Raw genomic sequence first — 15,386 nt, 5'->3', positions numbered from 1 at the left:
AGCGCCCAAAACTAGCCTAAATCTGATAGGGAAGTGATAATGAACCAGACCACAATCCTGGTAATAGTTTTAGTGATAGTTGTGGTAGCGATTGTCTTGATTTTCATGGCGCTTCGTCTTAGAGGCTCTAAGAAGAGCAATCTGAAAGAGCGCCTCGATAGTTTTACCAATACCAATGTTGCTGAGACTGTTAAAGATGAAGCCCAATTGGAGGGGGGCGCGTCTGCCACTCGCGCTCTTGTTGCGGAAAGAATAGATAAAGTTTTAAAAGGCAGAAATTTTGCCGACAATATTGCCCGTAATCTTGCAAGAGCCGATTTGAAAATAACCGTTGGAGAGTTTTTACTTTTCAAGGTGGCAAGCACAGGCGCTGGAGTTCTTTTGGGCTGGTATTTAGGGCGGGGGTTTGGTGTATTTGCGCTTATAGTAGGGTTGCTTGTTGGCATTTTGGGGTTATATATACCTGATATGTATGTCAAAAGACGTTCCAAGAAGCGTATGAAAACCTTTAATAACCAACTTGGTGATACTATCACCTTGATGGCAAACTCATTGCGCTCCGGTTACAGTCTTTTGCAATCAATGGATTTGATTGCCCGCGAAGCTCCGGCACCAATGGCGGATGAGTACAAACGGGTTACTCGTGAAGTAGGTTTAGGTCTGAGTAGTCGCGAGGCGTTGGCAAATATGCTTCGCCGTGTACCTAGCGATGACCTAGATTTATTGATTACTGCTATAAATATTCAAAGTGAGGTCGGCGGCAACCTTTCCCAAATTCTAGATAATATCGGTCATACCATTCGTGAGCGGGTACGTATTAAAGGTGAAATTACCGTTTTAACCGCGCAGCAACAATATTCTGGTTATATTCTGTCTGGATTACCGCTTGCCTTGGCTGGGGTGTTAATGTTGATAAATTCAGATTATATTACCAGAATGTTTAAGTGGCCATGGCTTTGTATGCCTATCTGCGGTATTATAATGATTATCGCAGGCTTTTTCGCAATCAAGAAAATTACCGATATAGAGGTTTAAGAGGTAAAGATATGCAGGGAATACTACCTGTAATAATAGTTGTACTGATTATAGGTATTGCGATGGCATTAGCGGCTTATTTTATACTACGCCGTAATCGCCCTGACCTAGTGGAACAACGCCTCGCTGAGTATATTGAAAAACCGATTTCTCTTGAAAAGCTTGAATTGGAACAACCTTTCAGGGATCGTATTATAAGACCGATAATAGCGTTATTTGCCCGTATTGTTAGCTCGTTTACTCCTAACGCCACTCAGGATAGGTTGCGCCAGAATCTGGCTATTGCCGGCAACCCTAATAATATGACTCCTGCCGATTTTCTGGGGATACGGTTACTGTCAGCGTTCTTGGTGGGCGGTTTAATAGGAATATTGCTCTTTCTTGCAAATACGCCGATGACTTGGCGTATTCTAGGACCGGTAATTTTCTTCCTATTAGGTTTTATGCTTCCGGTTTATTGGCTAGGCGGTAAGATGAAAAAGCGCCGCCGTGCCATTTTGAGAGCATTGCCCGATGCGATTGATTTGCTTACTATTTGCGTTGAGGCTGGTCTTGGTTTTGACCAAGCGTTGTTGCGTGTTACTGAGAAATGGGACAACGAACTTGGCAAAGAGTTCAAACGTATGCTGGCAGAACAACGTGTCGGTAAAACACGCCGAGATGCTCTTAAAGAACTGGCAATACGTTGTGATGTGCAGGAATTAAGTGTTTTCGTAGCTTCGATTGTGCAAGCCGACCAATTAGGCGTAAGTATGACCAAAGTATTGCGGATTCAAGCCGATCAGATGCGTATCCGCCGCCGCCAACTGGCAGAAGAACTAGCCCATAAAGCGCCTATCAAAATGCTTTTCCCAATGGCTTTTCTGATATTGCCGACTATATATATTGTAATTCTTGGTCCGGTAATACCAACTGTAGCTAAAGCTATGGGCTTAAATTTTGAATAATTTAACTTATACTTGCCCGGTCCGCTCAATACGGTCCGGGCTAATTTTTTGCCAGAAAGTTTATGAAAGTAATTAATAAAACTCGAAATGTTACGTTGATGAGCAATGGGCAAGTTGCCAATACTATCTGGACTCGTTTTGTGGGGTTGTTGGGGCGTAAAACGCTTGCACCGGGCGATGGGCTAATTATCATTCCTAACAATAGTGTCCACTGTTTTTTTATGCAGTTTCCTATTGATGTGATTTTTGCCGACAAAGCGCATAAGGTGGTGCATATTTCGCATAACCTCAAGCCATGGCGACTCAGCAAGATAGTGCCAAAAGCGCATTATGTAGTGGAGTTGCCCGCGCACACTGCAACCCAAACCGGTACGCAACTTGGCGATTTGCTAGAATGGCAGGAAAATTAGCATGAAGCTGACAGGCATACTGGTGGATTTTTTCTTTCCTCCACGCTGCTTTGTTTGCGGTAAAATCGGTCAATGGCTTCACCCAGATTGTCGAAAATCACTCCCCTATATTACACAATCTTATTGTTTGGTTTGTGGAGCGCCCTTTAACGGTGTACGTTGTTATAGCCCTCTGTGCAGCATGCCATCGCGCAGTTTGGATACGGCTGGCAGCGTTTTTATACATATCGGCGCAATTCGTCAGGCTGTATTAAAGCTGAAATATCGGGGTGTACGGGCGGTATCGGGTGTATTGGGGGCAGAAATGGCAGAGGCAATTAAACAGCGTGGTTGGCTGGATTCGGATTTGTTAATACCAGTGCCTTTGCATCGTACCCACTTGCAAGAGCGGGGATATAATCAGGCAGGGTTACTGGCAGAAAGTATTAGCGAAGTTTGCAAGCTTGAAATAGATGAAATACAACTGGCAAGGATTCGGCAAACTCGCTCACAGATTGGTTTGGGCTTACGCGAACGCGCCGAGAATGTAGCCAATGCTTTTGAGTGGCGTGGCGCTTCACTCATCGGAAAAAACATTTTACTGGTGGATGATGTTTGCACAACCGGGGCTACTCTCAATGCCTGTGCTACTGTTTTGAAGGCGGCAGGAGCCAACCTTGTTAGAGCTATTACCTTAACCCGTGAATAAAAGATTAGAGTTTGCGGCAGGTCAAATGAAAGCCAGTGGCGCGGTTATTGGAGGCGCGGCGATTGTCTTCTAAGTAGGCTAAGCGCCAAGTAGGGTACATGATACCTCTGGCGACCAATGCGGCAAATTTCTTTTGCCATACCGGGCGGTTTCCACTTTGCCAGTCTCGTTGCCAGTAATCAGCAATATCTAAAATCTGACCCATCAGGTGGAAACTGTAGCTTTTATCAACCAGCGTCAAGCCGTTGGCGGCAAACAAGGCGATTAGGTCGGTATCAGTTAGTTGCTGAATATGACCGATGCGCTCTTTTTTCCAACGGGCGATGGGTAAAAGGCGACTATTTCTGAGGCGATAAAAAAGCGTGCCGGGTTGTCCCTCGATGGGGATGAAGGCATGAAAGAGACCGCCCTGTTTCAGCGCTCGCGCTATTTCGCTTACCACGTTGCCAACATCTGGGACATGCTCTAGCACATCGAAAAGCATCACCGCGTCAAAATCAGCATCTGGATAAGGCAATTGCGCTGCATCAGAAATACGATACTCTACCCCATCATTATTGGCTTTGGCTTCAGCAATGGCACGTTGGCTTAAATCACAGCCATGCACCTCTAATTCTGGTCGCAGCTTTTTGAGGGTGCGACATTGTCTCCCTGCTCCACAGCCCACTTCCATAACCTTTGCGCCTGATGGCAACGCAGCGAAAGCAGCCAGAAAACGGCGTAATCGAATTGCGCCGAGGTCTCGCGCAGCAGAATTACCGATGCCGCGCCCCTCAATAATGGCTTCGTTCTCATAATCAAACTGGAAAGCTGCTTCGGTACTTTGCACTATTCAGGAATTAGGGTAATGGTTTCAATTTCAATCAGCGCATCTTTTGGTAAGCGACTAACCTCAACCGTGCTGCGGGCGGGAAAGATAGTGCCACTGAAGAATTCCGCGTAAATTTCGTTCATCTCCGGGAAATCGCTCATGTGACGCAGGAAAACGGTGGTTTTAACCACATTCGCCAATGTACAACCTTGTGCTGCCAACAGGTTTTGAATGTTGATAAACACTTGGCGAGCCTGTTCCTTGATTTCCCAGCCTGTAATTTCACCATTAGCGGGGTCTATCGGCACTTGTCCGCTGGTAAACAACAGATTGCCAACCCGAATAGCCTGACTGTAAGGACCTATGGCGGCTGGGGCTTTATCGGTTTGAACTGCTTTCTTTTCCATATATACTTTCTCCGGGTTTTATAAGACAGATTGCCATGCGGCAGTTAATTCTGGTAAGCCGTTAAAGCTTAAATCGGCTTTAAGCGGGCTTGCAGCATACTCGACAGGGCTGGTAACACCACTCAAGGTTATGATGGTTGGTATATCTAACCGCAACGCGCCCTCAATATCTGTTACAAGATTGTCCCCAATCATAACGGTTTCATGCTTTTGTGTGCCGAGTTGTTCCAGCGCAAGTTCATACATAATTGGTTCGGGTTTGCCTATGATAAAAGGTTTTTGCCCACTGGCAGTTTGTAGTAATGCGGCTACGCTACCCGCGCCCGGAATAAGCCCTTCTTCGGAAGGGAAAACCGGGTCGGCATTGGTCGCAATATAGGTTGCTCCCGCTCGAATTAGCAGAGTTGCTTTACGCAAAGATTCATATACTAGATTGAAATCTGCGCCTTGTATCACGAAGCGAGGGTTTTTGTCATCGAAATAAAAGAGACCGTTTTGTTCATCTTCGCCAAATAGGGTGCGGCGTAACGCTGCCATACCTATCACGTAGATACCTGCCCCTTCCGGCGCAATTTTACGCAAATGTATTATGGTTGCCAGCGGGCTGGTGATAATCTTCTCAGGAGGTACATCCAAGCCCATTTTCAGCAATTTGTGGTGATAGTCGTCCGGGGTCATACTGGCGTTGTTGGTGAGCAACCTATAGCCAATATCGGCACGCGCTAGGAAATCGAAAAATTCCAGCAAGCCGGGTAAGGCTTGGTTGCCGCGATACAGCACCCCATCCATATCCATAAGGGCGTAACGAAAACGGGCGAGAGCCTCTATATTTTGGGGTATAGTGTCCATAATCTCCAACAATTTCAGTCTAAAAACACATTTCTAAGCATAACACAAAGCTGCCTGATTGTGAAATATCAGCTACCTATCAAACGTGCTATCACTAAACCCATAGACAGGCACAAGCCATATACCAGTTCCAGACGACCAGTACCACCTAACGCTTTATTCAAGGCGCGTCCGGTGACGGTGAAAACAAGCTTGATTTGCTGATAGGCGAGCGGCAGTGAGAGCCATACCAGCATTGCCCACCAAGGCGCAACGCCAGACAGGCACATTGCAGGGGCTATTAGGTAAGACAAAGCCGCCAATAGCACATATTCTGCCTTTGCGCCGCTCTCTCCGATTCGTACCGCCATTGTTTTTTTGCCAGCCACCGTATCAGTTTTTACATCGCGTAGATTGTTGACCACGATGATAGCGGTTGCCAGCAAGCCTATCGGTATAGCGCACCACCACGCCAGCGCCCCAACCGTTCCAACCTGTACATAATAGGTTCCGCAAACGGCTACCAAACCAAAAAAGATGAAAACGAAAATATCACCCAATCCGTTATAGCCCAACGGAAAGGGTCCTCCGGTATAGGCAATGCCCGAAGCTATGGATAATAACCCGATGATTACGATAGGCAAGCCGCCTACTATCACCAGATACACGCCCACTAGCGTTGCCAGTCCGAACACCACCCACATTCCGGTGAAAACCTCTTTTGGCGTGAGTAAACCTGCTGCGGTGACTCGCACAGGACCCAATCTTTCGGAGGTATCAGCCCCTTTTTTGTAATCGAAAACATCATTGGCAAAATTGGTGGCAATCTGGATTAACAATGCGCCTGCCAATGCCGCCAACGCCGGGAAAAGGCTGAATCCTTTATCGTAAAATGCGACTGCCGTACCTACCAACACCGGAGCGGTGGCGGCGGGAAGCGTTTTGGGTCGGGAAGCCATTAACCATGCTTGCCGTTTGGTAAGTTTGTTTTTTATCTGTCCTGCGGGTGTCATACTACTCCGTTTTTTTCAATAGTGAATCTTTTAATAGCCGTCGTACCAGCTTTCCGGCTGCATTTCGAGGCAGACTTTTGGCAAAGACTATCCGTTTTGGCACTTTGTAGCGAGCCAGTCGCGCACTACACCATTCTATCAATCCTGTTTCAGTTGCGTTTGTGTTCTCGCGCAATTTTACCACTGCAACAGGAATCTGACCCCACCGTTCTTCAGGAACGCCCACCACGCCCGCTTCTTCTATTACCGGATGCGCCAATAGTACCGCTTCGATTTCAGCCGGGTAAATGTTCTCGCCGCCTGATATTATCAAATCGCTGCGCCTATCCACCACGTAGAGATAGCCGTCCTTATCCAGCCTGCCGAGGTCTCCGGTGTGTAGCCAACCTTCCGCTAAGGCTTGCGTGGTTTCTTCAGGGCGGTTGAAATAGCCCGCCGTCACTATCTGACCACGCACCAATATTTCGCCTACACCGTCAGGGGATGATTCTTTATGCAAGATTTTAATTTCACTTGGGTATAGGGCGCGTCCGGCTGAACCCAATTTTATTAGCGCATCGGCGGGTGAAAGGGTGGCAACTTGTGAGGCGGTTTCAGTCATGCCGTAAGTTTGGGTGATAGGTATATTCAGGGCAGCGCAACGTTCCAGTAAAGGTTTTGGCACAGGACCGCCCCCGGTCAGCACACAGCGCAAGTGGGCAGGGTAGCCACTATCGCTGCTTTCATCCATCATACGTTGGAGCATGGTTGCTACCACCGAAATAATTGTGACGCGATTTTGGATGATAGAGAGATTAATTGCGGCAGGGTCGAATGACTCATGTAAAACTACCGGGATACCGTAAAGTACGCTACGTAGCAGGATAGACATACCGCCTACATGAAAGAGCGGTAAAACCGCCATCCAGCGGTCATCCTGCTGCAAGCCAAGATTAAGGCAAGATGCCAGCGCATTCCAAAGATGGTTGTCGTAGGTAAGCATCACCCCTTTGGGTTTGCCGGTTGTCCCCGAAGAATAGATGATGCTGTGTATTTGGTCTGTGGCGTAATATTCAGCTTGTCGAAAAGTAACAGGCTCTGTTTCTGCCAATTCCTCAAGGCTGAGAATTGGGCAGGTTGTGTATGAAGCAAGTTCAATAGCTTTGGAGGCATTTGGCGCATCATACAGCAGCAAGGTAGGTTGCACATCTTCAAGTTGCCAGCCTAATTCAGCAAAGGTCAAGCGGGTGTTGAGCGGTACTACTATCGCGCCAAGTTGTGGCGTAGCATGCATGGCGCAAACAAAGGCAGGGGTATTGCCCAACAGCAATGCCACTCGCGCCCCTGCTTCTACTCCTTGCGCTGACATCTGCCCGGCATACACCAACGCCTTGTCGTAAAGCTCTGCCCAATGCAACGCCTCATCCTTGAAGATAAGGGCGATATTGTGCGGGGAAGATTCGGCACGCCGCTTCAGCCAGTCCGGTATTAGATTTTGTTCCGGTGTTTGTGTCATTAATTATGATTTTAGGATATTGCTTAAAAACAAGGGGCTTATGAACTTTTAGAAATTAATCCGTAAATATGTAAGAAAACCGGGCGCATCGCGAACCGCCCCTACAAATCGGTTCTCATGAGGGTTGGTTCGTAGGGGCGCATCGCGATGCGCCCGCGTTTGATGGTGAAATCTGGTAGATTTACCCCAATACTCATTTTACGGTTTTAATTGTTAATCTTCATAAGACCCTTGTTTTTATTCCAAATTAAGGTAGGCGCGGGAACTTTTTGAAATTGGGCTTGCGCTTTTCGACATAGGCGGTTTTGCCCTCTATCGCTTCTTCCGACATATAGTAAAGCATTGTGGCATCGCCCGCCAACACTTGCAAGCCCATCTGTCCGTCTAAATCAGCGTTGAAAGCCGCTTTCAGGAAGCGCAACGCAATCGGGCTTTTGTCCAGCATTTCCAAAGCCCATTGGATAGACTCTTCTTCCAGCCTTTCCAACGGCACTACGGTATTTACCAAGCCCATCTGTAGAGCTTCTTGCGCGTTGTATTGGCGGCACAGATACCAGATTTCACGCGCTTTTTTCTGCCCGATGATGCTGGCAAGATATGAAGAACCGAAGCCGCCATCAAAGCTACCCACTTTAGGACCAGTCTGACCGAAGATAGCATTTTCGGCAGCGATAGTGAGGTCGCAAACCACGTGCAGCACATGACCGCCGCCGATGGCATATCCTGCCACCACTGCGACAACGGGCTTGGGCATTACCCGAATCTGGCGCTGGAGTTCTAGCACGTTCAAGCGCGGCACTCCGTCCTTACCCACATAACCGCCTACGCCACGCACTCGCTGGTCGCCTCCAGAGCAGAAGGCTTTACCGCCTGCGCCTGTAAATAGCACCACGCCCACATTCGGGTCTTCATGCGCGTCCTTAAAGGCTTCGCTTAATTCAAAAAGGGTATCAGGGCGGAAGGCGTTATGCACTTCCGGGCGATTAATTGTGATTCGAGCGATACCTTCCTCGCACTTTTCATAGATGATGTCGCCATATTCTCTTGCTTTGTACCACTTTACCAACGGCATTATTTTATCCTCCTTGTAAAAATACAGAACTCACAAACAAGCGTTTTTAAACCTTTAGGAAATCCAGTACCAGACGGTCAAATTCATCAGGTTTCTCCAAATGTACCGCGTGTCCTGCCTCTTGCACAATTTCGAGGCGACTTTGCGGTATAAGTTCGCGCATTTGTTGGGCGATTGCACAGAATTTCAAATCTAGCTCTCCGGCTATGAGCAGAATCGGCATTTTCAGGCTATGTAGTTTTGCATGCAAAGGTTCTTGCATTCCAGTTCCTGCCCCGCGCAAACTGTTAGCCAATCCGATTGGGCTGTTTTGCAGACGGTGCGCCCGTTGCGCTGCTATTATGGCTGGCGACAATTGTTTTTGGCTTTCAAAGAGCGGAATATTTTCCCAATGATTTACAAAAGCTTCCAACCCTTCGCGCTCGATAAAATCTGCCAGTTTGCCATCGCTTTCACGCCGGTTAGCCCGTTCTGCCGGGTCTATTATACCGGGTGTTGCGCTTTCTAGTGCCAATTTTTTTATTCTTTCGGGCGCGGTTGTAGCAATATGCAATGCTTGTCTTCCACCCATCGAATAGCCGAGCAGAACCACCCGCGCTAAATTCAGGGTGTCTAATAGCTTTAGAAAGGCTTCGGTAGTGTGTGGAAGCAAATACAAAGCGGAGTCGGCGGGAGTGGACGAATTGCCGTGTCCGGGCGCATCTATCGCCAGCACATCGGCAAAGCCTGAAAACGCAGCAATATGCGGATTCCAACTAGCCGCGCTGCCGGTAAAGCCATGTAACAGGGCGATGGTTGTACTATGCCCTTCACGGCGGTAGTTGTAGGCTAGAGCCTGCTCCATACCCCCGCTTTTATCCTCTCGGCGATAGGTCCCCAGAACCGACGGTGCTGGATAACATTTTGAGCGCGTGTAGTCGGGACTTCGATTATTTTAAGTCCGGTTTTTGCAAAACTGCCGCTGACCGCTTCTCGGAAGGTTTGCCAGTTAGTGGAAAGGGTGTATTCTGCGCCATACAGAGCCGCGACATGGCGGAAATCCAACCCATGTGGCGTGCCGAATAATAGCTCGAAATTCTCTGGGTAAGAGGCTTGCGGGAGGAAGGAGAAAATGCCGCCCCCATCGTTATTTATCAAAATGATGGTGGCGTTCAATTGGTGCAATTTGGCAGCCAGCAGCCCATTCATATCGTGGTAAAAGGAAAGGTCTCCTATAACTAGCGCCAGAGGCGCACCAATAGCCGCACCCGTTCCCAATGCGCTGGATACCACCCCATCAATGCCATTTGCGCCCCGATTGCACATCAGCCGGATGTTTTTATCAGTGCAGGAGAAAAAGGTATCCATATCGCGCACGGGCATGCTATTGCTGCTAAACAGGATTGCGCCTTCCGGTAGCAATTCGCGCAATTCGGTAAAGATTTTGCCCTCAAACGGTTCTTCCAATTCGCGCATAATTTCCCGAACGGTTTCATGGGAAAGCCGAGAAGCTTCCAACCAACTCGACAACCATCTATTTTCGGTGGTACTTTGGGAGTCGGCAAACTGCAAGCAAAGGTCGCGGCAAATCAAGGTGGGGGCGGCATGGATAATCTCGCTTGCCAACATAGTCGGCTCTTGCCAGCCATCCCCGCTATCCACTACGATTTGAGGACATTCGGAGAAGCGTTTGAGCCACAGCAAAACAGGTTTGGCAGTGGGCATTGCCCCGAAGCGCAGCACAAGGGAGGGCGCGAATCCTGCTATTACCGCCTCATCTCTTAGAAAGGCATCATAATTATCTATTATTAGGCTCTTATCGTGTCTGCCTGTACGCAAACCGGAAAGAGGGTCTGCCAGAATTGGAAATTGCAAAGCCTGTGCTAGTTTTACCAATTGCTCCGGCAACTCCGGTTCGTCAATTGCTCCGCAGATTATTACGCCTTGTTGGTGAGAGGACAGAGCTTGCGCTAAGCTTCCAAGCTCAGCATCGGCGAGACGGCGAGGGGCTTGTGATAGAGTTACATATGCCTTTGCATTGGCGCGTCCTTGCCATACTTCAGGATTGCGCGTCTCTACGGAGGGTAACGGCTGACCGGGTATGGGCGCAGGAATGAGCGGTTCGCGGAACGGGAAGTTTATATGCACTACCCCGGATGGTTTTGCCAGCGTAGTTCCGAAAGCGCGTCCGGCGATGGTACGGGCATATCTCAGCATATCGTCGTTGGCTTCGGGCAAAGCGGCTTCAATAAACAGCTTTACATAATCCCCATATATTTTAAGCTGGTCAATTGCTTGCGGTGCGCCGTTGTTGCGTAATTCGGGTGGACGATCGGCAGTAAGTACCAGCAACGAGACTCGCGATAATTGTGCCTCAGCGATGGCGGGAAAGTAGTTAGCGGCGGCGGTGCCGCTGGTACACACTAGCGCAACAGGCTTACGGCTGGCTTTTGCCATGCCAAGCGCAAAGAAAGCGCTGGAGCGTTCATCATATTGCATCCAGATTTTTATGCTGCTATTGCGGGCAAAGCTATAAGCAAGCGGGGTGGAGCGTGAGCCGGGGCTTATCACTACATGCTGCATTCCTGCGCGTGCCAGTTCTTCTACAAAAGCGTCAATATAGGCATAGGTTGGGTTTTCAGGTTCGCGATACATTTCAGCTATTCTCTATGGCGGATAACATTACTCGCATTTTCAAATTGGACTCGGCGTACTCGCTATCGGGGTTAGAATCGCCCATAATACCGCAGCCCGCGAAAAGGGTTGCTTCTTTACCATTGACCAACGCGCAGCGCAGCGCAACGGCAAACTCTCCTTCAAAGCGACGGTCGAGCCAACCTACAGGGGCAGCATACCAGCCACGGTCAAGTTGTTCTCGCTCGCGAATGGCGGCGATGGCTTCGCGACCGGGCAAACCTCCCACCGCCGGAGTTGGGTGCAATTGCTCTACCAGTTGTAGGATACTTTTGTCGGCGGCTAACCTGCCGATTACGGGGGTAAGCAGGTGTTGTACGTTCTTGAGTTTGAGAAGTTGTGGCATTTCTGGCACATTAACTTCGGAGCATACTTTCTCGAATGCCTCTTTAATCATGCCTACCACAATCGCATGTTCGGAGCGGTCTTTGCCGCTATTCATCAAGCTATCGCCAAGACGGTTGTCTTCTTCTTGGGTAACGCCTCGCGCCATTGAGCCTGCCAGTGCCATAGTTTGTACCAAACCACCCTGTAAGCGCACCAGCCTTTCGGGGGTTGCGCCTGCAAAACACTGTTCGCCCCGGCTTATTGCATAGGTTATAGCGGTAGGGTAGCTGGCTTCTAAGCGACTCAACATTCGCGCCACATCAATTTTGTTTTCGGCGGTAACGCGGGCGGCACGCGCCAGCACCACTTTTTTGAATTTGCCGTTGGCTATATCTTCGGCGGTAGTTTCTACGATGGTTTTCCAAGTACGCGCGGGTAACAGTTCTTCAAACTTCAGTTTGCCCGGTTCATAGTCACGGTGGGCGGGTTGTACCAGAGCGTTATAAAGCTGGATAATATCTTCGGCTTTATCCCATGTATCGGTATTGGCGTTAAGGTGGACGTTGGCGGTAAGGTAGCAGCGTTCCCCGCTAAAAGTTAGTTGTACTTTTGGAAGAATCAGCAAGCCGTCAGGGTAGCCCTTCCATAGTGAGGTTCGTTTGTAAAGTGGGTCAAAGGAGTAGCCGCCCATCAGAGCAGGTCCGCTACCCCAAATATCATCCTCATTTATAATGAGCGCGTCTTGCAGAAGTTCTCGCCATTCGCGGGCAGCGGTTTCAAAACGACTTTCGCCTTCGGTGATAATTTCAAAAGCACTTCCGGCTCCGACAAGTGTAAAATTGCTATCAGGGCGCGACCAGAAAAAAGCGGTTTGGTTGCGTTGGTGCGCTCGTCCGAATAGCTCTATTGGGTTAGCCGCTTCAATCGGCACGGTATAGCTGACGAGAATGGATTTACCCAGTTCCGCCGCTTGCCGCACTCCCCTACTGAAGATATTTTCTAATTCGGTTGTACTTGTAAAAATTTCGGTTGCAATTGCCATCGAAATAACTCCGATTTTGATTCATCTTACGAATTTAACCCGACACCGCGCCTTAGCAATAACCGCAAAGTGGGGTACGCATCTTCCAGATTGGCAGGTTGCCCGGTCAACACCCAGCGCGTGACTGTTTCGTTTACCGCGCCAAACCATGCGATGCTTGCCACTTGACTATTGATTGGGGCAACTGCCCCTGCCCTTACCAGTTCGTCCAAATAGTTCTGCACCAGCGCAGAGAAACGCCCGTGTAGCTCCATTATCTTGTCATTAAATTCGTGACCTGCGCCAAGGGCTTCTACCAGAAAAAGCTGAGTGAGATGGCGATGGCTCCCAAAAGTTTTGAGCATATTTAACAAGAGAGCATCACCTTTTTTCAACAAATCTGGTTCGGCGTTAAGGGCTTCTTCGGCGCGAGAATGCAGCAAATTTGCCATGCGGTCGAGCAGAGTCAGGAATATCGCTTGTTTGTTGGGGAAATGAAAATAAATGCCACCCTTTGAAGTCTGCGACTCCACCACGATGTCATCCACACCACTATCCCGGTAGCCTTTTCTGGAGAAAATCTCTACTGCTGCCTCTAGTATTTTTTCGATTCGGTTCTGGCTGCGATCCTGCCTGTCGGTCATCCTAATTCCTTATCATACTACTGCAAAAACCGACCGACCCGTCGGTTGTTGGAATTGTAACAAATAAAACGTTGGAAATCAATAAAAATAGCGAGCAGAAAGTAAAATTTCATACTCGCTTTCTGTGAAGTATTTGAGCTTTAGTCACTGAATTGGTTCGTAGATTTCGGGAGCGCGACTTTCCAGAATGTTAAAAAGTCCGCCTACCACATATTGCTGGAAATGTGGGGAGGCACGATGTGTATCTACCGCTGCAAGGTCGGTATATTGCTCGTACAGAAAGAAGCGGTTAGATTGCGTGGGGGAGCGGTGCGCTATGTATTGCAAATTGCCCTGCTCTTGGCGAGTTGTCTCGGTCATAATTTTTAAGAGATTTATTGCTTCTTCTTCGTAACCGGGTTTGATAATATAAGTAACCGCTAGACAAATCATTGTCACTCCTTTGTTTAATACAAGCCGTGAATAGCTCTTTCGTCAGTTCGTGAGGGATGAATCAACTCAAAAAACAAATCCCTACGTTTGGCAGGACGGGGAATACCCTCGTTGAAAAGGCGGTCTTCGAGGCGGTCGAGCGCCTCTGCGAGTGGGGCGGGTTTGCCTTTTTCTAACGCCTTTGCCAGCAATGGAACTACCTGTGAGGAATCTTCCAAAGTAGTTAATTCAGCCTCAAGCCAATGGTCGAGCGGAACCCAGCGCCATTCCAGCCCAAAAATCAGCCGAGATAACGCTTTAGCTCCTCGCGCGATAATTAGACGGTTAGAAGCTTCGTAGCCTCGATTGAGGGTTTTTTCGGCGCGGCGAGGCACAATCCAAGTGTCAATAGTAGAATGTAGTAGGCGCAAATGCCTAAACTCAGGAGTCATTTGTCCCGCTTTTTTAACTGCGCTAGTTACAAGTCCGTTACGGTCGTATAATATTTGCCCACGTTGGTAGGGCCAATGGGCAAGGTCATGGGAAGAAGCGGCTCTCTGTTGTAGGTAGGAAAGGCTGATGTATTGTACATCATAAATCAATTTTTTTTTAGATTCATTCACCAGTATTTCGCCACATTCGGCAGGAGAAAGGAGAGCATGCGCTTCATCGCTCAGCACTACTTCGAGGTCATCATCGGAAAGCGAATCGGCATGCCCGTGTCCTTTGGAGCCAACCAAAACTATTCCAAGTACGTCAGCTTGCGCTTTCCATTCTTCGATTCTTGCAAGAGTTTGAGGAAAAAGCTCAGGCATAGACTTTTCTCCGGGATTAATAAAACCCCCTTACCCCGATTGGGGAAGGGGGCAATAAGTAGCATAACAAGTTTTAAATTGTTCCAGATTGATTATCGCCGGTATAGCATATAACGCTTGATTTCCTCGATAGCTTTAGTTACCGGTATATCGCGCGGACAGGCATCGGTGCAGTTAAAGACGGTACGGCAACGGAATAGACCTTCTGCTTCTCCCAGAACGGCAAGGCGTTCTTCTGCGCCTTGGTCGCGGGTATCGAAAATAAAACGATGTGCATTTACTATAGCAGCAGGTCCAATAAAATCGCCGTTTGCCCAGTAAGGTGGGCAACTACCGCTACAAGCACCGCAGAGGATACACTTGGTAGTTTCATCAAACACTTCACGTTCTTCGGAAGATTGTACCCGCTCGGCGGCAGGCGCAACATCATGATTAATCAGATAGGGTTTGATGGAACGATATTTGGCAAAGAAAGGTTCCATATCCACTACTAGGTCTTTGATAATAGTAAAACCGAGCATTGGCTCAACCTGAATTTTTTTGCCTATATCTTGTACCAACACTTTACAGGCTAGGCGGTTGCGCCCGTTGATACGCATTGCATCGCTACCACAAATGCCGTGTGCGCAACTCCGGCGGAAAGTAAGAGTACCATCCTGATACCACTTGATATTGTGCAGCACGTCAAGGATTCTATCAAGTGGGTCTGCTTCTAGTTCATAGGATTGGAAATGCGCCTTTTTATCCTTTTCGGGGTCGAAGCGCAAAACTTTCACCGTTACTTGCATC

17 protein-coding genes are annotated in these 15,386 nt (G+C 48.5%); 4 read left to right on the top strand and 13 right to left on the bottom strand.

Annotation, left to right across the window (positions count from 1 at the left end; translation table 11 throughout):
- Positions 1 to 39: 39 nt before the first annotated feature.
- The 4 genes from WCK19_RS03900 to WCK19_RS03885 all read left to right on the top strand — a co-directional run bounded on the left by WCK19_RS03900 (position 40) and on the right by WCK19_RS03885 (position 3,080).
- Positions 40 to 1,035 (top strand): type II secretion system F family protein, encoded by a 996-nt coding sequence (locus WCK19_RS03900; protein WP_342396052.1) that lies wholly within the window; start codon positions 40 to 42, stop codon positions 1,033 to 1,035.
- Positions 1,036 to 1,046: 11 nt separating this feature from the next.
- Positions 1,047 to 1,982: a type II secretion system F family protein gene (locus WCK19_RS03895; protein ID WP_342396051.1), complete on the top strand. Its 936-nt coding sequence runs from the start codon at positions 1,047 to 1,049 to the stop codon at positions 1,980 to 1,982.
- A gap of 62 nt (positions 1,983 to 2,044) precedes the next feature.
- Positions 2,045 to 2,392, top strand: coding sequence for a DUF192 domain-containing protein (locus WCK19_RS03890; RefSeq protein ID WP_342396050.1), 348 nt, complete (start codon positions 2,045 to 2,047; stop codon positions 2,390 to 2,392).
- A gap of 1 nt (position 2,393) precedes the next feature.
- Positions 2,394 to 3,080, top strand: a complete 687-nt coding sequence (locus WCK19_RS03885) for a ComF family protein (RefSeq protein WP_342396049.1) — start codon at positions 2,394 to 2,396, stop codon at positions 3,078 to 3,080.
- Positions 3,081 to 3,084: 4 nt separating this feature from the next.
- Here the strand turns inward: WCK19_RS03885 and WCK19_RS03880 are convergent, their stop codons facing one another.
- The 13 genes from WCK19_RS03880 to WCK19_RS03820 form a co-directional block, all read right to left on the bottom strand.
- Positions 3,085 to 3,909 carry a class I SAM-dependent methyltransferase gene (locus tag WCK19_RS03880; RefSeq protein WP_342396048.1) on the bottom strand — a complete coding sequence of 275 codons (825 nt, stop codon included), beginning with the start codon at positions 3,907 to 3,909 and terminating at the stop codon, positions 3,085 to 3,087.
- Entirely contained in the window at positions 3,909 to 4,298 is a 390-nt protein-coding gene (locus WCK19_RS03875; RefSeq protein WP_342396047.1) for a RidA family protein, read from the bottom strand. Before WCK19_RS03875 ends, WCK19_RS03880 begins: the two co-directional genes overlap by 1 nt.
- 18 nt (positions 4,299 to 4,316) lie before the next feature.
- Entirely contained in the window at positions 4,317 to 5,147 is an 831-nt protein-coding gene (locus WCK19_RS03870) for an HAD-IIA family hydrolase (RefSeq protein ID WP_342396046.1), read from the bottom strand.
- A gap of 68 nt (positions 5,148 to 5,215) precedes the next feature.
- The gene (locus tag WCK19_RS03865) at positions 5,216 to 6,139 is read right to left on the bottom strand and encodes a 1,4-dihydroxy-2-naphthoate polyprenyltransferase (protein ID WP_342396045.1); all 924 of its coding nucleotides are present in this window, start codon (positions 6,137 to 6,139) and stop codon (positions 5,216 to 5,218) included.
- Position 6,140: 1 nt separating this feature from the next.
- A complete protein-coding gene (locus WCK19_RS03860; RefSeq protein ID WP_342396044.1) occupies positions 6,141 to 7,634 on the bottom strand; it encodes an o-succinylbenzoate--CoA ligase in 1,494 nt (497 codons plus the stop codon).
- Between the two features lie 247 nt (positions 7,635 to 7,881).
- Positions 7,882 to 8,706, bottom strand: a complete 825-nt coding sequence (menB, locus tag WCK19_RS03855) for a 1,4-dihydroxy-2-naphthoyl-CoA synthase (RefSeq protein WP_342396043.1) — start codon at positions 8,704 to 8,706, stop codon at positions 7,882 to 7,884.
- A 46-nt stretch (positions 8,707 to 8,752) separates the two neighbouring features.
- On the bottom strand, positions 8,753 to 9,550 hold the full coding sequence (gene menH / locus WCK19_RS03850; RefSeq protein WP_342396042.1) for a 2-succinyl-6-hydroxy-2,4-cyclohexadiene-1-carboxylate synthase: 798 nt from the start codon (positions 9,548 to 9,550) through the stop codon (positions 8,753 to 8,755).
- Positions 9,535 to 11,340, bottom strand: a complete 1,806-nt coding sequence (gene menD / locus WCK19_RS03845) for a 2-succinyl-5-enolpyruvyl-6-hydroxy-3-cyclohexene-1-carboxylic-acid synthase (protein WP_342396041.1) — start codon at positions 11,338 to 11,340, stop codon at positions 9,535 to 9,537. The genes menH and menD overlap by 16 nt, the downstream gene beginning before the upstream one ends.
- Before the next feature lies 1 nt (position 11,341).
- The gene (locus tag WCK19_RS03840; protein WP_342396040.1) at positions 11,342 to 12,748 is read right to left on the bottom strand and encodes an isochorismate synthase; all 1,407 of its coding nucleotides are present in this window, start codon (positions 12,746 to 12,748) and stop codon (positions 11,342 to 11,344) included.
- Between the two features lie 26 nt (positions 12,749 to 12,774).
- Complete coding sequence (locus tag WCK19_RS03835) at positions 12,775 to 13,371, bottom strand: TetR/AcrR family transcriptional regulator (protein WP_342396039.1); 597 nt, start codon at positions 13,369 to 13,371, stop codon at positions 12,775 to 12,777.
- Between the two features lie 144 nt (positions 13,372 to 13,515).
- Positions 13,516 to 13,803, bottom strand: coding sequence for a putative quinol monooxygenase (locus WCK19_RS03830; RefSeq protein ID WP_342396038.1), 288 nt, complete (start codon positions 13,801 to 13,803; stop codon positions 13,516 to 13,518).
- Between the two features lie 14 nt (positions 13,804 to 13,817).
- On the bottom strand, positions 13,818 to 14,597 hold the full coding sequence (locus WCK19_RS03825) for a hypothetical protein (RefSeq protein WP_342396037.1): 780 nt from the start codon (positions 14,595 to 14,597) through the stop codon (positions 13,818 to 13,820).
- Positions 14,598 to 14,689: 92 nt separating this feature from the next.
- Complete coding sequence (locus tag WCK19_RS03820; RefSeq protein ID WP_342396036.1) at positions 14,690 to 15,385, bottom strand: succinate dehydrogenase iron-sulfur subunit; 696 nt, start codon at positions 15,383 to 15,385, stop codon at positions 14,690 to 14,692.
- Position 15,386 lies beyond the last annotated feature (1 nt).

Source organism: Candidatus Chlorohelix sp., assembly GCF_037138995.1.
In the GTDB taxonomy this organism is placed as follows: domain Bacteria; phylum Chloroflexota; class Chloroflexia; order Chloroheliales; family Chloroheliaceae; genus Chlorohelix.
Note: the sequence above shows the minus strand (reverse complement) of the source record. Positions and strands in the feature narration are given on the sequence as shown.